Raw genomic sequence first — 22364 nt, 5'->3', positions numbered from 1 at the left:
ACTCATGACCTTAAAAAACTCAACCCTACCGCACCTGCTGACGGGTGCTGAATTATCCCTAGTACAACTCGAAAGTGTGCTGGCGCTGGCGCTTGCTCAAAAAGCCAAGCCCGCGGATTATCAACAAACCCTGGCCGGCAAAAGTATTGCTACCGTGTTCGAAAAACCCAGCTTACGGACGCGTGTTTCGTTTGCCGTGGGTATGCAGAAGCTCGGCGGACAGGCACTGTATTTAGACGAACAAACGCCGGGCCTTGGCCAGCGTGAAAGCTTAGCCGACTATGCCAAAAACCTATCCTGTTGGTGCGACGCCATTGTTGCTCGTGTGTTAAAGCACGAAACCCTACAAATACTGGCTGAGCATGCCACTGTGCCAGTGATTAATAGCTTATGTGACCAGTTCCATCCCTGCCAGGCACTGGCCGACTGCTTGACTTTAACTGAACAATTTGGCGGGCTGAACGGCTTGCATATCGTGTATGCCGGCGATGGTAACAACGTCACCCGTTCGTTAATGCTGTACGCGGCTATGCTGGGCGCACACGTCACCTCGGTAACGCCGCCTGATGCCGCCGTCGACAGCAACTGGCTTGATTACGTCAATGCCAATAGCGCCGGTAAGGTCGCTAACGCTAACGACTTTAACGGGTTGGCCCCGGTCGACGTTATCTATACCGATACCTGGGTTTCTATGGGCGACAACACGCCGTTAGAGCAAGTCAAAGCACGGTTTTTACCCTATCAGATAAATAAGCAATTGATCGAAAGCCTGTCACCGCAAGCGGTTATGCACTGCCAACCGGTGCACCGGGGTTATGAAATTACATCTGAAATTATCGATAGTGACTTGTCACTCTGTCTGCAGCAGGCAGAAAACCGGCTGTACGCTCAAAACGCCTTGTTATCGCTGATGCTGGCCGATGCCAATGAACTTAATCAAACCGAATTATTAAGGAACGCCTCATGAAAAAAGTTGTATTAGCCTATTCTGGTGGTCTCGACACCTCTGCCATCGTGCCGTGGTTAAAAGAAAATTATGACTGCGAGGTGGTTGCGTTTGTGGCAGATGTTGGTCAGGGAGCTGACGAATTAGCAGGCGTTGAAGCAAAGGCGAAAGCCTCAGGTGCCAGCGAATGCCATGTGGTCGATTTAAAAGATGTCTTTGTTAAAGACTACATTTATCCGACCTTAAAAACCGGCGCGATTTATGAAGGCACCTATTTACTGGGTACTGCCATGGCGCGGCCGATCATCGCTAAAGCGCAAGTCGAGGTGGCACGCAAAGTCGGGGCAGATGCGCTGGCGCATGGTTGTACCGGTAAAGGTAACGATCAGGTTCGTTTTGAGAGTTGCTATGCAGCGCTGGCACCCGACCTACAGGTGATTGCGCCGTGGCGGGAGTGGTCGTTGGATAGCCGCGAGTCGTTATTGAATTATTTGGCCGAACGGCATATCCCCTGTTCGGCGTCGGCAACAAAAATTTATAGCCGTGATGCCAATGCCTGGCATATCTCGCACGAGGGCGGCGAGCTTGAAGACCTCTGGTGCGAACCGAGTGAGCAGGTTTGGACACTAACTCAGTCGCCGGAGCAAGCCCCTGACCAGCCTGAGTATGTAACTGTTGCGATAGCGGCGGGTGAAATTAAATCAATCAATGGCGACGCACTTTCACCCTACGACTGTTTGGAGACACTCAACCAGTTGGCAGCCAAACACGGTGTAGGGCGTGTCGATATCGTCGAAAACCGGTTGGTCGGTATGAAAAGCCGTGGTTGTTACGAGACGCCTGGCGGCACCGTGATGATGACGGCGTTGCAGGCGATCGATGAGCTGGTTTTAGATAAGGCCAGCCGCAGCTGGAAAGCCTCACTGTCCGAGCAATTTGCGCAATTACTCTATGATGGGCGCTGGTTCACCCCGCTTAAACAATCGGTTTTAGCGGGCGCCGAGGCATTAACGATGCGTGCCAGCGGGGACGTGGTGTTAAAGCTTTATAAAGGCCAGGTCACTGCAGTAAAAAAACGCTCACCGTACTCTTTATACAGCGAGGATTTCGCGACCTTTGGTGCGGATGAAGTGTATAACCAGCAACACGCCGAAGGCTTTATTCGGCTGTTCTCGTTGCCAAGCCGGATTGCTGCACTGCAACAGCAGGGAGGTGTTGATGGCTGACGCAAAACTTTGGGGCGGGCGTTTTGCCAACGGTCCCAGTGAGGCATTTCAGGCGTTTAACGACTCGTTGCCGTTTGACTATGTGCTGGCAGAGCAAGATATACAAGGCTCTATCGCCTGGGCTGATGCTTTGCGCCAGGTAGGCGTGTTAACGGCGCAGGAATGTAACCAGTTGCAGCAGGCACTGCAGCAGCTGTGGCAAAGGTTAAAGTCTAACCCGTCTGCGATAGCTAAGGCAGGCGATGAAGATATCCATTCTTTTGTTGAGCGGGAATTAGTCGCGCTGGTTGGCGACCTGGGTAAAAAGCTACATACCGGGCGTAGCCGTAACGACCAGGTAGCGACTGATTTACGGTTATGGTGTCGTCAGCAAGTGACTGATTTAACCCAGAACTTGAGCGACTTACAGCAGCAGTTAGCACTTTTAGCAGAGCGTGAAATAGATGCGGTTATTCCGGGGTATACCCATTTGCAGCGGGCGCAGCCGGTGCTGTTTTCGCATTGGGCTTTGGCTTATGTGGAAATGCTTAAACGCGATCTGGAACGGTTAACGGATGCCTTAAAGCGGTTGAATCAGTCGCCGCTGGGATGTGGCGCGCTGGCCGGAACCGCTTATGCGATCGACCGCCGGCAATTGGCTCACCAACTGGGCTTTGACCAGCCCTGTTTAAATAGTTTAGATGCGGTATCTGACCGTGATTATGTCATTGAACTGTTAAGCACAGCGTCGTTGTCGATGTTACACCTGTCGCGCCTGACTGAAGATCTGATTTTTTATAACAGCGGCGAAGCCGGGTTTATCGAGATGGCCGATGACGTAACCTCAGGGTCATCATTAATGCCGCAAAAGAAAAACCCTGACGCGCTGGAGTTAGTGCGGGGTAAAACGGGACGGGTGACCGGCGCGTTGATGGCGATGACAATGACGTTGAAGTCGTTGCCGTTGGCCTACAACAAAGATCTGCAGGAAGACAAAGAAGGCTTGTTTGATGCGCTAAAGCACTGGCGTGCGGCGCTTCAGATCACCAGCCAATGTTTGAGCGGGCTTACGGTTAATCATCAGCGTTGTCGAGAGGCTGCACAACAAGGCTACGCCAACGCAACCGAACTTGCCGACTATCTGGTCGCAAAAGGCGTTCCTTTTAGGCAGGCACATCACCAGGTCGGTGAGCTGGTGCAATTAGCCATTAGCCAACGCCAACCACTGGAGGCATTGGCGCTAAGCCAATTGCAACGCGTAAACGCCAATATCCGCGAGGATGTCTATGAGTGGCTTTCGCTTGAATCTTTGTTAAGTAAACGTCAGGCACTGGGCGGCACGTCAAGGCAGCAGGTAACCTCTGCGTTAAAAAAAGTTCGGCAACAGCAACAGATTAGCGTGCGCGATGCCAATCTGTCAGACATTGACGCAATTGTCGGCTTAGTCGGGCATTGGGCGATGGCAGGCGAAAACCTACCGCGGGCTAAAGACGATATTATTCATTCGATTAATGAGTTCGCGGTGACCGAAATTGATGGCCAGGTGATGGGCTGCGCGTCACTCTATATCTACACCACAGGGCTGGCAGAAATTCGTTCGTTAGGCGTTAATCCCAAAAGTAGTGTCAAAGGCCAGGGGCGCTTATTAGTAGAAAAGCTACTGGATAAAGCCCGCCGGTTACACTTAAAACGGGTGATCGTATTAACCCGGGTACCGGACTTTTTTGAACAACAAAACTTTAGTCATTGCAGCAAGGATACACTGCCGGAAAAGGTGATGAAGGACTGTGAGTTGTGCCCGAAAAAGGCCAACTGCGATGAGTTGGCCATGGAATTTCGGCTAATATAGACTTAGTAGAGTGTTTTAATCCAACGTTCCTCGGTGATGAAGTTCCAGGCCCACGGGCTCCACTTCTCACTGAGGCCGTTACCCAGCGCATCCTCTAATGCCATACCCTGATTACGCATTGCATCAACTTCTGCTTTGGTTTCTTTGATCATATTAACAAAGCGTTGGTAATCGGCGCGCGTTGCTTTAGGGCCATGGCCCGGAATGATGACCGTATCATCGTTAATCTTACTGATCAGCGTCTCGACATTCTCGATGTAGCCATCGACGTCACCGCCGCTACCTAAGTCGATAAACGGAAAGCGCTCGTTAAAAAATAGATCGCCCGGATGCAGAACGTTGGCCTCTTCAAACCACACGGCGACATCACCATCGGTGTGGCCATTAGGCAGGTAAAATACGTGTACGGTATCGCCATTGATGTGCAGTGTAACGGTTGAGTCAAAGGTGAGTTGCGGCAGGCCGGCCGTGTCAAAATCACTATCACTGCTTAACCGTTCACGCACGTTATCGTGAGCTAAAATGGTTGCATCATGGTTTTGACGCAGCCACATATTTGAGCCGACGTGGTCGCCATGAAAATGCGTATTGATGACATAGCGCACATCTTCACCGGTCAGTTCGTTGACTTTACTACCAATTTTATCGGCCAATTGCGTGTACTGGTCATCGATAAGCAGCACGCCATCGGGTCCGGGCATTAACGCCATGTTGCCGCCGGCACCCGTCAACATATGGACATTAGTACCAACTTCTTCAGCATTAATTTGTACATCGGCAAAACGGTCTTGTGCAAAACTTGAAAAACTCACGGCAACAGCCGTTGCAAGCAAAAGCTTTTTCATTTTTATTTCCTGTTATGGGTTTTGAACTTATTACTTTGTAGGCAACAAAACAGATCAACGCAAGGTTTCAAATTGGTGAATATTTTATGACAGTTTGAAGTTGTCACATATCTGTCACGCAAGCTGACTAACCTCGCTCCCGTCAATTCAAAACCGAAAATAGAAGGTCGGGAGAACTCAATGAAACTTCAAACGTTATTTAAAGCTTCTGCTGTTGCGGCAGCACTTGCTCTGGCAGGTTGCGGCGGCGACATTAATATTGATACCGGTGCCACGGTAGAACAGCCGGACCCGGGTACAGGTGGTGACAATGGTGGAGATACCGGCGGTGACACCGGTGTTGACTTACCAGGCGAAACCAGTGGCTCATTGTCGCTTGCAGCGTCAGAAGCCTTGGGCGAAGAAGTTCAGGTTCAGGTTCTTTCAGGACGCATTACAGCAGACACAACGTTAATCAACAGCCTTGAAGACGGCACAACGGTTATGTATGCCATTGACGGCCCAACTTTTGTGGGCGGCGACAAAACGGATTCAGCGGTACTTACCGTTGAGCCGGGTACGGTTATTTTCGGTCGCCAGGGCAACGATTATTTAGTTGTTAGCCGTGATTCGCAAATCATGGCAGAAGGTACTGCAGACGCGCCGATCATCATGACCTCTTCGCAGGATGTTCTGGGCGAGGAAACAGCACCGGGACAGTGGGGCGGCTTCATCATTTTAGGTAACGCGCCAAGCAACAAATGCCCGTCGGATGGCTCTGACTGTGCGCTGCAAGTGGAAGGTGCAGAAGAAGGCGCAGTATTTGGCGGTAGCGATGAGACCGACAACTCAGGCGTACTTCGTTATTTAGTGGTCAAACACGGTGGCTTTGAAATTGCCCCGGATAACGAATTAAACGGTATTACTTTTGGCGGCGTCGGTTCAGGTACTACGGTCGAGTACTTGCAAGTTCATGGTAACTCAGATGATGGCATCGAAATGTTTGGTGGTAACGTCGACTTTAAACATGTCGTGTTAACCGGTATGCAAGATGACAGCATCGACTGGGATAACGGTTATCGCGGCCGCATGCAGTTTGTATATGTGGAGCATGATAAAAACGGTGGCGACGCAAACCGTGGTATCGAAGCCGATAACGACGGTTCTAACCCTGCTGCTGAACCTATGTCTAACCCTATTCTTGCTAACCTGACCATCGTTGGTAATAACTTCCAGGGCGAGAATTCGTCAGAGGGCATTTACCTACGTGAAGGTACGGGCGCTCAGTTTTACAACACAGTAGTAACCGGGCCATCAGAAATGGGTGAATGCTTTGAAGTCGAGGGCAATCCGGTATCTCAGGGACACCTGGCTGACAATACCATCCGTATGGAAAACTCGGTATTTGCCTGTTCAAATGGCGAGAACTTTAAGTACGGCGACACGGACGTAAACCTGGAAGACTGGTTCTTAAACGACCAGGCGAACAACTTTATCAGTGAGTCAGTGATGTTATCTGCCAATGGCCAGCCAATGAGCGGCTCTCCATTGCTGGGCGCAGGTCAGGACGTTTCGAATACGGTTGACGGTAGCTTCTTTGAAGCGGTCGACTTTATCGGTGCTGTCGGTGGCAGCGACGATTGGCGTCAAGGCTGGGCGTTTGGTTTTGGCGGCGGTGAAGTGACTGCTGGTGGTTCAGAAGCACCGGTAGCCGGTTGCCCGGCCGGCACTGAAGCTATCACGCCTATTGATGGTTCAACGACAACTTGTGAATTAGAAGGTCGTTACACGGATGATCTGACATTAACAGCAGGCAATTTCTACGCGCTGACTGGTCCGGTATTTATTGGCGGCGACAACGTTGATTCTGCAACATTAACCATTGAACCAGGTGTTACGGTCTATGGCCGCACGGGTAATGACTACCTGGTCATCAGTCGTGGTTCAGAAATTGACGCACAAGGTACTGCAGAGGAACCTATCTCATTAACCTCTTCAATTGATGTAGAAAGCGGCGAAGGTATGCCAGGGCAATGGGGCGGTTTGATTGTATTGGGTAATGCACCAAGCAATAAATGTCCGTCAGATGGCTCTGACTGTGCGCTGCAAGTTGAAGGTGCTGAAGAAGGCGCGGTGTTCGGTGGTACAGATAGCGCTGATAGCTCGGGTACTTTGCGTTACGTGCGTGTCATGAACGGTGGCTTCGAAATTGCACCTGACAACGAATTAAACGGTATCACTTTTGGTGGTGTCGGTTCAGGTACAACCGTCGAGTACATTCAAGTGCACAACAACTCGGATGATGGCATCGAAATGTTCGGTGGTAACGTTAACTTCAAGTATGTAGTGCTGACCAACATGCAGGACGACAGCATCGATTGGGATAACGGTTATCAGGGTAAATTGCAATATGTACTGGTACGCCAGAATCCGGACAACTCAGACGCGAACCGTGGTATCGAAGCGGATAACGACGGTTCTAACCCGGCAGCTGAACCTATGTCGAGCCCGACACTGGCTAACCTGACAATTATCGGAAACACCTTTGCCGGCGAGAACTCATCTGAAGGTATCTACTTGCGCGAAGGTACTCAGGCGACTTTCTACAACACCATCGTATCAGGCCCTGCCGGTATGGGAGAGTGTTTAGAAGTTGAGAACAACCCGGTCAGCCAGGGTCACTTGCAGGATGGCGGCATCAGCATGACGCACTCGGTCATGGCATGTGATAACGGCGAAAACTTCAAGTTTGGCACGTCTGACGTAGACCTTGAACAGTGGTTCCTGGGTCAGCAAGGCAACAGTGTTGTGACAGCCGCTGAAGCACTGGAAGGCATTGTAACCGCAACGGACGCGGCAGCTGCTGACTTAAGTGGCGATACCTTCTTTGACAACGCAGACTTTGTTGGCGCAGTAAGCAGCGATAACGACTGGACTGCAGGCTGGACAGTAGGTCTGGAATAACACCGCACCCTAAACCGCGGGCACGCAAAGGATTGTGTGCCCCGGTTTTCACTGTATAAAAGAGGTAGTTACTATCATGCGAGCCAAACAATTTCCTCTGGCGAGCCTTACTCTTGCGGTTTTAACGGGCTTGTCATCGCAAAGTGCGTATGCATTACAAGAACAGCAGGAGCAATCTGTTACTGAACAATCTTCTGCTACTGAACAACAAGCCTCACCCGAAACGGTTATCGAAGAAGTTGTAACCACGGGTACCCGATTACAAGGCAGTGCTGCGGCGGTAGTGCAGGAACGCAAAGAGCAAGCGTTTGTTGCTGACATCATGGGTGCTGAGCAGATTTCCCGTACCGGTGACAGCGATGCGGCAGCGGCACTTCGTCGGGTAACGGGCTTAACGCTGGTGGACGGCAAATTCATTTATGTGCGTGGTTTGGGTGAACGGTACTCCAGTACTCAGCTCAATGGTATGTCAGTACCTAGCCCGGATCCTACCCGCGCGGTAATCCCACTGGATTTATTCCCGGCTGACATCATTGAAAGCCTGGCCGTGCAAAAATCCTATTCGGCATCTATGCCCGCCAACTTTGGCGGTGGTAATGTTGATATCCGCTTGAAATCAGCGCCCAGCGAAGAAGTCTTTAATGCATCAGTCAAAGTGGGTGGAAACAGCGAAAACTTTGATGACGCCTACTGGTATGACGGCGGCAGTAACTGGAACGGCAAAGACGATGGGACCCGTGCTGCACCACAAATGCTGCAGAGCCTGTGGGATCAACGTACATTCCTGGATGATATTTCGTTAGAGCAAAACCGCGATGTTGCGTTGGCGTTAAATCGCGATTATGACCCAAGCCTACAAACGATTGACCCGGATTATGGTCTGGATCTGACCTATGGCAATCGTTATGACATCGACGACAAATGGGCTATTGGATTTTTAGCCACAGCTGCGTATGACAACGAGTGGGAAGTGTCGGAGCAATACTTAGGTGAAGACTGGAGTCTTAACCCGGATGGCACCTACACCATTTTGCGTGGCTGGGATGATGTTGAGTCGACCGAACAGCAGGTAACCTGGTCCGGAATGTTTACCGCCGGTATTAATTACGGCAGTAACCATAAAGTCGATTTTAGCCATGTTATTTTAAATGACACCGAAGATCAGTTCCGTGAAAAGCTCGGTAACAGTAACAATATTAACTTTGGTTCTGACCAGCGTATCCGTTCATACGATGTGACCTATCAGGAGCGTCGCATGGTGGCGAATCAAGTTAAAGGCATGCATACCTTTACCGACTGGAACTTCTTAGGCGTTGACTGGAAATACTCGAAGTCACGTTCAAGCCGTTATGCACCGGGCAATATCGAAACCCGTTTCATTTTGACGGATCGCAACGATGACGGAACCTTCGATCGCGAAAACGAGAGTGTTTTAACCAATGCGACAACGGCTGCACGTTACAACTTTCAGGATTTGAATGACCAGGTCGAAAACTGGGGCGGGAATGTAACGCTGCCGATTATGTTAGACAGCTGGGATATTACCCTGAAGGCGGGCGCTGACTTTGTACAGAAAACGCGCTACGCAACCAACCGTCGTTTTGATATCAACACCCGTGCATTCAGTGACTCAAGCGTGCTGGAAGGCTATCAGCTAGGCGAAATCCTCAACGACAACGTCATTGCGGATGCGGAGTTGGGCTTTTTGCCGATTCTTAACGACACGACGGTTGCGGGGGATGACTATATCTCTGCTCAGGCGATTGACGCGTACTATTTTGAAGGTGATTTTTTCTTTGATGAAAAATGGCGGGTTACTGCCGGTGTTCGTTGGGAAGATTTTCGTCAGGTAGTGGTACCGTTAATTCCGCAGTCGGGCGAAATAGACCTGCCGACAAGCCCTGATGCACAGGACTTAGTGGATCTGGCGTTCCAGGAAGATGATTTGTACCCGTCACTGGCGCTGACTTACTTTTTGACTGACGAGCAACAACTACGGTTTAGCTACGGTAAAACCGTGGTGCGTCCGGATCTGCGTGAAGTGTCCAGTTCAACCTACCTGGATCCACTGACGTTGTTCCCGGTAGGTGGTACTCCAGGTTTGGAAACAACCGATATCAATAACTTTGATGCGCGTTGGGAATGGTACCAGGACAATGGAGATACCTTATCAGTCGGGTTTTTCTATAAAGACATGACAAACCCGATTGAATCGGTACAGTCACCGTCGCAGGATGGTCCGCCGCTGGTGCGTATTGCCAACGCTGAGACCGGCGAAGTGTACGGTACTGAAGTGGAATGGCTGAAGAGCTTAAGTAATAACTTCTTTGTCTCGGGTAACGTTACGTTAAGCGATTCAAGCATTACACTCGACACACAGAACATTGTTGAGCAAACCGGTGTATCAACCTCAATCACCAATACAGAGCGGCGCTTAACGGGTCATTCAGAGTGGGTGGTGAATACGCAGTTAGGCTTCGATTCAGATGACGGCATGCACTCGGCGTCGTTAGTGTATAACGTATTCGGTGACCGTATTATCATTCCGGGTATCGATGGCCGTGGCGATTCGTTTGAGCAACCCTTCCATTCACTGGATGCGGTGTACAGCTATTATCCAGACTTTAACTCGCAAATTACCCTCAAAGTTCAGAACATGTTGAACCAGGATAAAGAGATTGAGTTTGATAATACGCTGTTGCGTTCAGAGACACGTGGAGTAAGTTTCTCGCTTACTTATAAACGTGAGTTCTAGCTCTCAGACTCTGCGATGATGATAAAGGCGCCTTGTTAGGCGCCTTTTTGATGTTCGCTGGGATCTTTCAGGTGAATTTCCAACGGCTTGCTGGTATCCAGGTGAATATCGCGTTGCGGGAAGGCAATGACAATATTGTGCTCGGCAAACAGCGCATTGATTTTAAACCGTACATCGGATTGCACCCGGCGGATATCCATGGGTTGGTGCACACTGGTCCAGAAAAATAGGTTAAACGTCAGTGCGTTATCTCCAAACTCTTCAAAGAAGACCTCAACCGGATAGTCCTTCGATACCTTTTCGTGTTCCTCGGCTGACTGCTGCATTAAGTCTCTGACTTTCTCGACCGGCGAACCATAAGCAACCCCCACTGAAATTACCGAGCGAATATCCGCTGATACCAGGGTCCAGTTAACCACTCGCTGCTCGAGGAAATAACTGTTCGGCACTAACACATGCACACCGTCGTAGCGACGAATGCGTACACAGCGGTTACCAATTTCCTCGACCCGACCGCGTTCTTTTTCCAGTTCGACAATGTCGCCGATGCGAATGGGGCGCTCGGCAATCAAAATAATGCCGGAAATCAAATTGTTTAGTAGGTTCTGTGCACCAAAGCCGACACCAATGGCTAAGGCGCCACCGAGTACTGCGAATATGGTTATCGGAATACCGGCAATGGGTAGCGCAATTAATACGATCATGGCGTATGCGAAAAAGGAAATCAGCCGGCGAAACGCGTACACGGTATTCTCCGATGCGCCACTGGAACGCAGCGCGCGTTTAACCAGGTGAGCCCCTAACCAACGCACAATCACAAAGCCAATAATGATCAATACTAAGGCGATGATCACTTGCGACAAATAAATCGGTGTATCACCGGCTTTGTAGAGCTCGGTTTGCCATAGTCCCGAAAGTTTGCCGGACAAATCCTGCCAGTTCATTTGCATGGTGATGTCCTAAACAGCAGCCGACGGACGCGCTTTTATGCGCTCGTACCAGTGTTTCAGGTGAGGGTGCGATTCATTAACGCGTAAGTTAACTACCTTACCGAAATCAACTGAACAAAACGCATTAATATCGGCTGCTGTCAGGCGTCCGCAGGCAATGTAGTCATGGTCTTTTAAATGGTTGTCTAAGAAGTCGAAGAACTTCATTGCCTGTTCAATGTTTGATTCGCCCCATTCTTTGATCGGATTCATGCGGTGCGCAAAATAATCAGTGGTGTGCTGAAAGCCCATGCCAATGGGCAGGAACAGATAGAAGTCGACCCAGCGAGTCCACTGCTCGATTATGGCCTTTTCGTTAGCATCGTTGCCCAATAGTTTTGGGCTGTCGGGATAGTGCTCTTCAAAATAACGGCAAATCGCGGTGGTTTCGCTAATACAGGTGCCGTCGTCAAGCTCTAGTACCGGTACCTTGTTCATGGGGTTTTTAGCACTAAAATCGGTACTGAGGTTTTCACCTTTGGCAAGATCAATCTCGATGCAGGTAACCTCGTCCAGTAAGCCTTTTTCGGCCAGAAACATGCGCACCCGGCGTGGATTGGGCGCTTTCGCCATCTCATAGAGTTTCATTGAAGCTAACTCCCTGTTTATTTGAGTGTTAGCTTCAATTTACTCCGACTTTAATGAGATTGAAAGGTGCTTTTTAGGCTGTTGGCGAAGGCGACAAACTTTTCTTTCATGCTGCGTTTGACTTTAATTTCGACCGAACCCAGCACTTGGATCCCTTCGATACGTATATGTGGTGCCTGCTTCAGGTGACCCAGCGAGGGCGCTTTGTTTTCGGTAGATCCAAGTATATTGAACACATTGGTACTGAGCGTAACCTGTTCAGGTACATAGATTTCCAGACTGGACAGGCCACCGACGATTTTTACGGTAACGTCAGGCTGTCTAAAAATGGCATCGGTAAAGTCCAGTACGGCAGAGCCCAGCAACGAATAGATGGTGATTTGACTAGGAACCGTCCATACCCCGGTTCGCTCATTCGAGGACAAAATTGAAATGACGTTTTCGGTCGGTTCTACCCGGCCCTCACCATATTGCGGTGAAAACCGTTGCTCTTTCATGTTGTCGTAAGACGCGTCAGGCTTTAGTTCTAAGTCTTCGACCAGTACCGACAACTGCGCATGTTCGGTGGCATCCATAGCCTGATCTAAACGGCGCTCAAAGGCCTCGGCAGAAATGATGCCGTGACTGTAATTCATCACCAGCTGATCAATGGTTTGTTCCCGTACCTGCTCAATCGGGCGATCTTCAAATTTTACCGCCATGCTTGTTCCCCGTTGTAGATATATTGTTATTATTAGCCGGGTGGCGGATAAACGCAAAATAGCTTTTTATATATAAATCAAATGGATAACATGTTCTTACAATTGAACATAAATAGGTTATTTTACGCTTTGACTGATTGTTCGTGCCGAGCACTCCAGCAATAGTTGTTTTAAAACACAGCGACTTTTACTGTCGCAACAGCGAAAATCACTGGCAACCAGCTGACGCTTTTGCATTAAGCGCATTAGTTGCTGTGTGTCTATTTCAAGCCGAACGCGACTATGGGTTTGATTGCGCATTAATGGTCTCCTCGCGTAATCGTTCCAGGTGAAGATGCCGACAGGCTCTCTCCGCCAGCGTCTGATAACCGCGCAAACGTTTTTGACATGCTCTGCTGGATGCTCTGCCAAGCCAGTCATCCAGCTGATGAAACAACTGGTGATACGTGGCAAGCGTGTCCGCATGCAGATGCAATCTGAATTGCACCCCCATCATGATCAAACTCGTTGTTACGTAGTTTTGCTGTCCGTTCGCGGCCAGCACGGGATCCTCGCTGACCTGCAGAGCTAATCTACGCGCCCGTAACAAGGTGGCCAGTGCTGCCTGTAATTGGTGCTGTTGCAATAGTTGAGTTGCTTCTGCAAAGCAAGTATGAAACTGGTGATTATGCGAAATTGCTGATGCCATTTTGTGACCCTATTGACTTAGTATCGTTATAGCGACATCAAAACGATAGTATAAATGAGAATTGTTCGCAACAAGCGGCGGTGTTTTTTGATACACTGCGGATAAATAAAAGTTACGGAGTAGAGCAGATGACCCAGGGTGTAGGTACGTTAACAGCAGAGCAAGCGCTTAATAGCCTTGATGGTATGACAGCGGATTTAGAGCCGATTCAATTATCGGAATATCAGGCTCGTATTAAAAAAGCGCAAGCGCTGATGCAGGCAAATGGTATTGATGCCATGTATGTTAACGCGGGCACAAATTTAACTTATTTTACCGGATTGCAATGGTACGCCAGTGAGCGACTGGTCGGGGCGATTGTGCCGGCGCAGGGCGATGTGACCTTGATAGCGCCCGCTTTTGAAGTGGGCTCGCTAACGCAGGCCATGGTGGTGCCTCTAAACACGTTACTGTGGGACGAACACGAGTCGCCCTATGATCACTTTGTACAGTTCTTACAGACTCAGGGGCTGACCGAAGGCAAGCTGGCGCTGGATGAATCCTGTTCCTACAGTATCATTGCCAATCTTGAAGAACGCTATCCGGCGGCAAAGATGGTGGATGCAAAAGTCATTACCGCAGCATGTCGTATGCAGAAATCTGAGGCGGAACTTGCACTAATACAACGTGCCATGGACATGACGCTGGCTGTGCACCGTGCCACCGCAGCCATGTTACATGAGGGTATTAGTGCCTCTGAAGTGCGTGCATTTATTGACGAAGCCCATCGCCGGGTGGGTGCCAGTGGTTCGTTCTTCTGCATCGTTTTATTTGGCCAGGGGACTAGTTACCCGCACGGAGTTAATTACGAGCAGCATCTACAGAAAAATGACTGGGTATTAATTGATACCGGCTGCAAGTTGCATGGCTATCACTCGGATATCACCCGAACTTATGCCTTTGGCGAAGCCACGCATGAACAAAAAACCTTTTGGCAATACGAACAACAATTGCAGTTAGCCGCCTTTAATGCGGCGGCTAATGGCCGTGCTTGCGAAGAAGTCGACGATGCCGTTCGCGACGAATTAGCCAACATTGGCTTAAAAGATAACTATCAATTACCCGGCGTGCCGCATCGTACCGGTCACGGCATTGGCATGGATTTGCACGAATGGCCTTATTTAGTTGGCGGAGATAAAACCTTATTAGCCCCGGGCATGTGTTTTAGCAACGAGCCCATGGTGATACAGCCGGATAAATTTGGCGTGCGTCTGGAAGACCATTTTTATATGAGCGAACAAGGCCCAGTCTGGTTTACTGAGCCGTCGCGGTCATTGGAAAACCCCTTTAATCTAGACGATTAGTGGCGGACTTGCTTTAAATTTTTTAGCGGCTATGATGGTGTCATCGGGTTTCGAGGACACCATGTTTAAGTATAACTATTCCATACAGAGTACCGCACTCACCTTTCCAAATTAAGCCGAACGCAGCCCCTGCGTTCGGCGCTTTTCTGTTGTGATTTTATAAAAATACTTCTTTCATTAGTTCGGTTGGAGAAAAGCCGTGCTTATGCGTTTGTTGAGGCCTTGTAGGGCTCTCTTATGTCCAATTAATCCTATTTTTAAAAATAGCGGACAGATGTTAGTCGACCCAATGGATTTAAGCCTGTTGTTGAGTCGCTTGGAATATAGTCAGCAGCCTAGTTCCCGTTTGATCGGGCGTATTAGCGTAGGCTCAAGAGTAACAATACAACACTGTCGCTCTAAAGAGCGGCTCACGATAACGTTAGTGCCCCCCCGAATTGGCGGATCCCGAAAACCAGCGAATTTCGTTCATTTCGGCTATGGGACTGGCTTTATTAGGTCTGCGCCCGGGAGCGGTGGCGATGACCCAACATGGACGAAAAACTGAATACTGGAATATTGTTGCGGTGAATCAGCAACGAATAATGCGAAAGAACTAAAAAAACAAGCCTTAAGGAGGGCAGAGCCTTGGAGTAACTGAGTTGTGCAATAGTCTTTGAGTTTAATTATTGAACAGATAAGGTGAATCCAATGAGTAAAGAAAAAGAGAAAAAGAAGCCACAAATGACGTTAAAAGAAAAACGAAAGCAAAAGAAAAAAAAGAAACTTTCTGATGAGTAACTAGTAAAGGGCTCTTCGGAGCCCTTTTTTAATGGAGAATAGACATGCAAACAAAACCAAAAATCATGATATCAACCTTTGACTTAGCAGTAATCGAACACTGTCTTGATGAATCGCGACTGCCGCGGGAATTACTCGATGAATTAGAAGCCGAGTTAGCGCGCGCTGAAGTCGTAACGCCTGCGGCCATGCCAGACCATGTAGCTCGTTTGAATAAACAAGTCACCTTTAAAGTGCTTGAAACAGGTAAAGTATTCACGAAAACGCTAACAGCGCCAGACCAGGTCGACAAATACGAAGATAGCTTATCGGTTTTTGCCCCGCTGGGGGCTGCGCTTATCGGTTTGTCTATTGGTCAAACGATTGAATGGCAAACAAATCGCGGTAAGCAGTCTGTTGAGGTTATTCACGTCTCTTGAATAATTACATATTTGGTTTACCATATATATGAAATATCAGATATATGGCGCTGAATATGACTTCAAAACAACCGACAAGCGTATTGTTTCTTTGCACTGCTAACTCAGCCCGATCATTAATGGCCGAGGCACTTTTTAGACAGTTTGCGGGCGATGACTTTAAGGTTGCCAGCGCGGGTACTGAGCCCACTCGGCCAGAGCCTGAAGCGTTGGCAGCATTAGGCACACTGGGGGTTGAGACCGGTGGACTGCACTCAAAAGCGCTTGATGAAATTAATCTCAATAGCTTTGATTACGTGATAAGCCTTTGTGATCGGGCTCGCACAGAATGCCAAACTTTGTGCGGTGATCAGCATTTCATTGCCTGGGACTTCCCCGACCCGGTGGTCAGTAAACAAGCGGATGCGTTTAAGAAAACGGCGCATGAATTAAGCGAGCGCATAAAGATGCTGTTGCTTATTTTACGCAAAAAAAGTGACCGTCCGCAGCTGTTTGACGCACCGCATGAGTTCTTCAAAATTCTCGCTGACCCGCTGCGCCTGCAAATGATTTTGATGCTGCAACACCATGGCGAGTTATGTGTTTGCCAGTTTGTCGATGCCACTGGTATGTCACAGCCCAAAGTATCGCGGCATTTGGCGCAGCTGCGCGAATACGGCTTGTTGGCCGATCGCAAAGATCAGCGCTGGGTTTACTATCGAATTAATCCGGCCCTACAGGACTGGATGGCGACTATCATTAAAACCACAGCGACTTACCACGCGTCGTTAATTCCTCAACAAATCAAGGATATCGATAATGGGTGTGTTTGAACGATACTTATTGGTCTGGTTTGCTAATCGGACACGTCACTGGTTTAGTCAAAATTAAGGAGTCTTGCATGTCGATTAAAGTTGGAATTAACGGTTTGGGGCGTATTGGGCGTTTAGCCTTGCGCGCGGCTTGGGACACCCCTGAGCTGCAGGTTGTTCAGGTGAATGACCCGGGCGCTGATGCGGCAACCTTTGCGCATTTGCTGAATTTTGATTCGGTGCACGGTCGCTGGGGATATGAAGCTGAGGGTCTGGACGACGCCATTCAAATTGGTGGGGAGCGCATTGCTTTCTCTCAGCACAAAACCATTGCCGACAACGACTGGAGTGGTTGCGATGTGGTGCTGGAAGCCTCCGGCAAGATGAAAACCGTGAAGGTGCTCAACGATTACCTGTCACAAGGCGTAAAACGAGTTGTCGTATCAGCTCCGGTCAAAGAGCCCGGCGCTTTGAATATTGTGATGGGCGTTAATGACCACCTTTACGAGCCTGAAAAACATCAAATAGTCACTGCCGCGTCCTGCACCACTAATTGTCTGGCGCCGGTAGTCAAAGTTCTGCAGGACAAAATTGGTATTAAGCACGCGTCTATCACTACTATTCACGATTTGACCAACACCCAAAGCATTCTGGACGCGCCACACAAAGACTTACGCCGAGCCCGTGCCTGCGGCATGAGCTTAATTCCGACGTCTACAGGTTCGGCAACGGCTATTGTCGAGATTTTCCCGGAGCTTAAGGACAAGATTGACGGCCATGCGGTTCGCGTACCCCTTGCCAATGCATCGTTAACCGACTGTGTGTTCGAAGTCGAAAAGGCCACTTCGGTGGAAGAGATCAACGGCTGGATGAAAGAAGCTGCAGAAGGTGAGCTAAAAGGCATTCTGGGTTACGAAGAGCGCCCGTTAGTGTCGATAGATTACAAAACCGATCCGCGCTCAAGCATAGTCGATGCGCTGTCCACCAAGGTCATTAACGGTACGCACGTTAAAATTTATGCCTGGTATGACAACGAATGGGGTTATGCCAACCGCGCGGTTGAACTGGTCGAAAAGGTCGGGTGATGCTGAGTCAGCTGTCGCCGGCAATACGCCAATATTTAATTGTTACCGGTAATTACTGGGCCTTTACCCTGACTGACGGCGCGCTGCGCATGCTGGTGGTGCTGCACTTCCACCAGTTGGGTTATAGTGCGCTGGAAGTGGCTATGTTGTTCCTGTTCTACGAGTTTTTCGGCATAGTCACTAACCTGTTTGGGGGCTGGCTGGGGGCTCGATGGGGACTCAACCGGACCATGAATATTGGGCTTGGTATACAAATTGTGGCACTCGCCATGCTGCTGGTGCCCAGTTCTATGCTCACTGTTATTTGGGTGATGGCGGCTCAGGCGCTGTCCGGTATTGCCAAAGATCTCAATAAAATGAGCGCCAAAAGCACTATCAAGCTATTGGTGCCGGATGACAAACAGGCTCAGCTCTACAAGTGGGTTGCTATACTCACCGGTTCAAAAAACACCTTAAAGGGCGTTGGCTTTTTCCTGGGTGGCTTGTTGCTGACGTTAATTGGTTTCCAGGGTGCGGTGCTCGCCATGGCGGTTATGCTCAGCCTGGTCTGGATAGCCAGTTTAATTTTTCTGAAAAAAGAATCGGGCAAAGCTAAGTTCAAGCCTAAATTTAAGGACATTTTATCCAAAAGCCGGCCTATCAATATTCTATCGGGCGCGCGGTTTCTACTCTTTGGCGCCCGCGATGTTTGGTTTGTCGTCGCTTTACCGGTGTTCTTAGCCAGCCAACTGGACTGGAACCACTGGCAGGTCGGCAGCTTTTTAGCCTTGTGGGTTATTGGCTACGGGTTTGTGCAAAGCGTTGCGCCTAAATTCACAAAAAGTAGCAAGGACGTGCCCAAAACTCAGGCGATAGTCTGGAATGCGCTATTGACGCTTAGTCCACTGGCGCTCGGCCTGGCACTGTGGCAACACTTACCGGTTGCGCAGAGCATCATTATTGGCTTAGGGCTGTTCGGCATTTTGTTTGCTATTAACTCATCACTGCACAGCTACCTCATTGTCTCATATTCACGGGCTGATGGTGTTTCTCTAGACGTTGGTTTTTATTACATGGCCAATGCCGCCGGGCGTCTATTAGGCACCATTTTATCGGGCTGGGTATATCAGCAATGGGGACTGGTTGCTTGTTTAATCATATCAACGCTGTTATTGCTATTATCCACGGCTGCAATTAGCTTTTTGCCCGCCAGAGATTCGGTTAAGGAACCACAATGAAATACTTAGTGTTTTTAGGTACGGTACGCGATAGTACACCGCCCAAGCCAGCTAGGTTGGGCGAACGTGTAGCAAAGGCCTGCGTTAATTATCTGGAACAAAGCTTCGATAACGCAGAAGTCGAACTTGTTGACCCTTTAGATTACTCATTTGATGATGTTTTTAAGCCACATTTTTCATACCATGAAAAAGACGTTCCCGAACACTTAGACATCCTTGCTAAAAAGATTGAGGCTGCCGATGCTTACGTGATGGTCAGTCCTGAATATAACCACTCCATGAGCCCCGCTCTGGCAAACTTGCTGAACCATTTTGGTGCGTCTTTGTACTCCTACAAACCCAGTGCCATTGTGACTTACTCGGCTGGTCAGTGGGGTGGTGCTCGCGCTGCGGTTAACATGCGCACCTTTCTTTCAGAGTTAGGCTGCCTGCCGGTATCAGCTATGATCCACGTGCCTAAAGCACAAACCGTGTTTGAGGAAAACGGTAAATTCAATCAGGACGTAAAAGATACTGAGCGCTGGATCCACTATTTCGGGCGAACGCTGAATCAGTTGTTCTGGTGGGCGGAAGCTGCACAAAAACAACGCGAAGCTCTGAACCCGCGGAAGCTGGTCAGCGACTTTAAGAGCGACCCCTCGCAGCGAAATGCGCCATAGGTTTATCTCCCAAAGGTACCAACAACGAGTGGATTAGATGTGTTAAAAAATTTAATAGTAGCGGCGCTAATTATCGCCTCATTATCGGCATGTTCCTCTAACAACGTTAAGGTAATAGATGTTGGTAAGCAGCCGGTCAGAAGTGATTCGCAGCGATTTACAAACCTCTATACGGGAGAAAAACAATATCCTGTTTCCTGTGAGTCAGATTGTTATGAATCGATTAGTGAACTGACTTGTAGCGATGCTCGATGTACTTACACAGGACCTTATGCGCAGGCAAAGTATGTCAATGACTTCGTCGTTCAGTGGCTGGGGCACGCGCAGTTTTCAATTGTTACACCGTCTGGTGAAAGGTGGCTAACAGACCCTGTATTCAACGAGTTCGACTGGCCCATCAATTGGCTGCATGCGATGTTTAACGGCGACTATCGTGAGAGTTACCCTGATATTGACTCAGCTGAGCCAGACGCTGTGGACGGCGTTTTATACTCGCACATCCATTACGACCATTTTAATAAAGCAGATATCGAGCAATTGGGGAATAGTATCTCTTATTACGTGCCGCGTAACGTTGCTGGGCATTTTCCTGAAATTGGCGCTGACGTCTTTGAAATGAGTTGGTTTTCCCAATCGACAGAGGGTGAAACCACTATTAATGCAGTTCCAGCACACCATTTTAGTAGCCGTACGTTCATCCCGTTTATATACGACGACAGTAATCGCGCGTCCTGGAATGGCTGGTTATTAAAGAGTGAAGGCAAAACGTTATTCTTTGCCGGTGATACGGGCTATTCCGAGCATTTCAAGGATATTCATGAGCAGTTGGGAGATATTGATGTCTGTTTATTGCCCATTGCGTCTTATCACAGCGAAGAAAGTCCAGAGTGGTATCGTTACGTTCATATGACGCCCGAGGATACTATATCTGCTGCACAAGACCTTCATTGTAAAACGGTGATTCCGTGGGGCTATGGTAACGCGAGCTGGGGAATGGGTGATAAGTCATCCCATGCACCCTTGTTAAGGTTTTTGACCATGGTTAAACGAATGGATACAGACTTTGAAATTGTCGTGCTGAAAGAGCACAGCGATTAGGTTTAATTGATAAACGAGTGTTGTGTAAACCCAACAAAAAAGCCCCGCACAAAGTGCAGGGCTTTTTCTGAATAGTGGTGCCGGAGGCGGAATCGATAAGATCTAATAACTTATTGTTTTATAGTGGATAAAAAATATTAAGATTCAAGCGTGTTACTTACCTTGTTACTAAAACTTCAGCTTTAGTTTTTTGATTGAAAGCTTTTTCACAAATGAATCTTTTAACTTTTTGGCTATGCCCAATACTCGCTTAACACGTTGAACATAGCTATAGTGGTCTGCAACTTGTGAACGTGTAGTGGCAAATAAATTCGGGTAAGCGGATTAAATGGTTGATCTTACCTTTGCATGAGAGTGAGACAGACCGGCATCTCATCGGATTATCTGGTTGATGCTTCACCTACTGCTGGTGCATGTTTCCTTCGCTAATTCCAGCAAGAACCCCACACGCCTCAACTTCCCGGTCATCGTTGCAACTCGCTCTCAGTGAAACGAGTTGTTTCTCAAGCGCTTGCAGAGCGGTTATCTGCGACCGCACATGAGAGATGTGATCATCGAGCAAGGCGTTGACGGCGGTACAAGGCTGATGAGGGTCGTCCTGATAGCTCTGTAGTTCGTGAATCTCAGCCAGTGACAGGCCCAGGATTCTGCAGCGACGGATGAAGGCCAGCCCCTCACCATGCTTCTCGGTATAGACACGGTAACCGTTGTCCTGCCGATCAGGCGGCGGCAACAAGCCCTGCTGTTCATAGAAGCGGATCGTCTGTGTTTCGACCCCTACCAACTGCGCCAACTGACCAATGCGCATCAGCCTCCTCCCCAACGGATTCTTTACTCTATTGACCTTATAGTAGCTTTATAGTTTAAAATGGTACCACAACATTGTTCAAGTGGAGTCGTATCATGAGCAAATCCTGTGGTGGCGCCTGTGGCGGTGATGCAACGTCCGCAGCGGATACCGATATACAGGCCTCCTCCGAGGCGCCAGGGAGATGGGTCAGTGTTTATGCCGTGCCGAAGATGGACTGTCCATCAGAAGAACGAATGATTCGCCTAGCCCTGAACGGCTTTGAGGAGATTCGGGCGCTGTCCTTCGACTTGTCGAACCGCCGGCTGAAGGTCGTGCATGACGGCGAGGTCGAGCCCGTCACCTCGAAACTGAAGACCTTGGGGCTAGGCGCCTCGCTTCAGGAAACCGTCGCTGCAAATCCGGAGACCATCAAGGCCGCCGAGTTTTCGGCAGCTTCTGCTAAGCAAGAATCCGGGACCCTGCGCTGGTTGCTCGGCATCAATGCACTTCTGTTCGTGGTGGAAATGACTGCCGGTCTGATCGCCCGGTCCACCGGCCTGATTGGAGAATCCCTGGACAATTTTGCCGATGCGGCGGTGTACGGGCTTGCCCTTTATGCGGTTGGACATAGCGTGAAAATGCAGGTACGTGCCGCGCATCTTGCTGGTGTACT

Annotated in this window: 20 protein-coding genes and 1 pseudogene; 14 read left to right on the top strand and 7 right to left on the bottom strand. The window is 49.2% G+C overall.

All coding sequences use genetic code 11. The annotated features are described in order from the left end of the window. Positions 1-4 precede the first annotated feature (4 nt). From DEU29_RS03385 to argH, 3 genes are read left to right on the top strand one after another with little or no spacing between them, the layout of a single operon-like run. On the top strand, positions 5-967 hold the full coding sequence (locus DEU29_RS03385) for an ornithine carbamoyltransferase (protein WP_133538849.1): 963 nt from the start codon (positions 5-7) through the stop codon (positions 965-967). Further along, positions 964-2172 (top strand): argininosuccinate synthase, encoded by a 1209-nt coding sequence (locus DEU29_RS03380; RefSeq protein ID WP_133538848.1) that lies wholly within the window; start codon positions 964-966, stop codon positions 2170-2172. Before DEU29_RS03385 ends, DEU29_RS03380 begins: the two co-directional genes overlap by 4 nt. After that, positions 2165-4000 (top strand): argininosuccinate lyase, encoded by a 1836-nt coding sequence (gene argH, locus DEU29_RS03375; RefSeq protein WP_133538847.1) that lies wholly within the window; start codon positions 2165-2167, stop codon positions 3998-4000. The genes DEU29_RS03380 and argH overlap by 8 nt, the downstream gene beginning before the upstream one ends. A 2-nt stretch (positions 4001-4002) precedes the next feature. Here argH and DEU29_RS03370 read toward each other — a convergent pair whose 3' ends face one another. Next, on the bottom strand, positions 4003-4845 hold the full coding sequence (locus tag DEU29_RS03370; protein ID WP_133538846.1) for an MBL fold metallo-hydrolase: 843 nt from the start codon (positions 4843-4845) through the stop codon (positions 4003-4005). A 180-nt stretch (positions 4846-5025) separates the two neighbouring features. Between DEU29_RS03370 and DEU29_RS03365 the strand changes: the two genes are divergently transcribed. Next, positions 5026-7788 (top strand): hypothetical protein, encoded by a 2763-nt coding sequence (locus DEU29_RS03365; RefSeq protein ID WP_133538845.1) that lies wholly within the window; start codon positions 5026-5028, stop codon positions 7786-7788. 76 nt (positions 7789-7864) lie between these two features. Continuing rightward, positions 7865-10543: a TonB-dependent receptor domain-containing protein gene (locus DEU29_RS03360; protein ID WP_133538844.1), complete on the top strand. Its 2679-nt coding sequence runs from the start codon at positions 7865-7867 to the stop codon at positions 10541-10543. Between the two features lie 35 nt (positions 10544-10578). On the opposite strand, the gene DEU29_RS03355 is transcribed toward DEU29_RS03360, so the two are convergent. From DEU29_RS03355 to DEU29_RS03335, 5 genes are all read right to left on the bottom strand, one after another. After that, entirely contained in the window at positions 10579-11493 is a 915-nt protein-coding gene (locus DEU29_RS03355; protein WP_133538843.1) for a mechanosensitive ion channel family protein, read from the bottom strand. A gap of 9 nt (positions 11494-11502) precedes the next feature. Then, a complete protein-coding gene (locus DEU29_RS03350) occupies positions 11503-12120 on the bottom strand; it encodes a glutathione S-transferase family protein (RefSeq protein ID WP_133538842.1) in 618 nt (205 codons plus the stop codon). Positions 12121-12170: 50 nt separating this feature from the next. Continuing rightward, entirely contained in the window at positions 12171-12821 is a 651-nt protein-coding gene (locus DEU29_RS03345) for a DUF1707 SHOCT-like domain-containing protein (RefSeq protein ID WP_133538841.1), read from the bottom strand. Positions 12822-12938: 117 nt separating this feature from the next. Beyond that, on the bottom strand, positions 12939-13121 hold the full coding sequence (locus tag DEU29_RS03340; RefSeq protein WP_133538840.1) for a hypothetical protein: 183 nt from the start codon (positions 13119-13121) through the stop codon (positions 12939-12941). Then, positions 13102-13509: a hypothetical protein gene (locus DEU29_RS03335; protein ID WP_133538839.1), complete on the bottom strand. Its 408-nt coding sequence runs from the start codon at positions 13507-13509 to the stop codon at positions 13102-13104. The genes DEU29_RS03340 and DEU29_RS03335 overlap by 20 nt, the downstream gene beginning before the upstream one ends. 128 nt (positions 13510-13637) lie before the next feature. Here DEU29_RS03335 and DEU29_RS03330 point away from each other — a divergent pair, with 128 nt between their 5' ends. From DEU29_RS03330 to DEU29_RS03295, 8 genes are all read left to right on the top strand, one after another. Continuing rightward, positions 13638-14852, top strand: coding sequence for a M24 family metallopeptidase (locus tag DEU29_RS03330; protein ID WP_133538838.1), 1215 nt, complete (start codon positions 13638-13640; stop codon positions 14850-14852). Positions 14853-15289: 437 nt separating this feature from the next. After that, a complete protein-coding gene (locus tag DEU29_RS14255) occupies positions 15290-15451 on the top strand; it encodes a GreA/GreB family elongation factor (protein WP_133538837.1) in 162 nt (53 codons plus the stop codon). Positions 15452-15676: 225 nt separating this feature from the next. After that, positions 15677-16051: a GreA/GreB family elongation factor gene (locus DEU29_RS03320; protein ID WP_133538836.1), complete on the top strand. Its 375-nt coding sequence runs from the start codon at positions 15677-15679 to the stop codon at positions 16049-16051. 44 nt (positions 16052-16095) lie between these two features. Then, positions 16096-16863, top strand: coding sequence for a metalloregulator ArsR/SmtB family transcription factor (locus DEU29_RS03315; RefSeq protein ID WP_347813150.1), 768 nt, complete (start codon positions 16096-16098; stop codon positions 16861-16863). A 68-nt stretch (positions 16864-16931) separates the two neighbouring features. Beyond that, complete coding sequence (locus DEU29_RS03310) at positions 16932-17927, top strand: ArsJ-associated glyceraldehyde-3-phosphate dehydrogenase (protein ID WP_133538834.1); 996 nt, start codon at positions 16932-16934, stop codon at positions 17925-17927. Next, positions 17927-19144, top strand: a complete 1218-nt coding sequence (arsJ, locus tag DEU29_RS03305; protein ID WP_133538833.1) for an organoarsenical effux MFS transporter ArsJ — start codon at positions 17927-17929, stop codon at positions 19142-19144. Before DEU29_RS03310 ends, arsJ begins: the two co-directional genes overlap by 1 nt. Further along, complete coding sequence (locus DEU29_RS03300; RefSeq protein WP_133538832.1) at positions 19141-19803, top strand: NADPH-dependent FMN reductase; 663 nt, start codon at positions 19141-19143, stop codon at positions 19801-19803. Before arsJ ends, DEU29_RS03300 begins: the two co-directional genes overlap by 4 nt. Before the next feature lie 39 nt (positions 19804-19842). Further along, positions 19843-20901, top strand: a complete 1059-nt coding sequence (locus tag DEU29_RS03295; RefSeq protein ID WP_133538831.1) for an MBL fold metallo-hydrolase — start codon at positions 19843-19845, stop codon at positions 20899-20901. A gap of 400 nt (positions 20902-21301) precedes the next feature. Here the strand turns inward: DEU29_RS03295 and cadR are convergent, their stop codons facing one another. After that, entirely contained in the window at positions 21302-21724 is a 423-nt protein-coding gene (cadR, locus tag DEU29_RS03290) for a Cd(II)/Pb(II)-responsive transcriptional regulator (protein WP_011588648.1), read from the bottom strand. An 80-nt stretch (positions 21725-21804) separates the two neighbouring features. Between cadR and DEU29_RS03285 the strand changes: the two are divergent. Then, positions 21805-22364 (top strand): annotated as a pseudogene (locus tag DEU29_RS03285) (cation transporter); the annotation flags it as partial.

Source organism: Idiomarina aquatica (assembly GCF_004362895.1).
GTDB lineage: Bacteria > Pseudomonadota > Gammaproteobacteria > Enterobacterales > Alteromonadaceae > Idiomarina.
The sequence above is the reverse complement of the archived record's forward strand: the minus strand, read 5'-3'. Positions and strand labels throughout refer to the sequence as shown.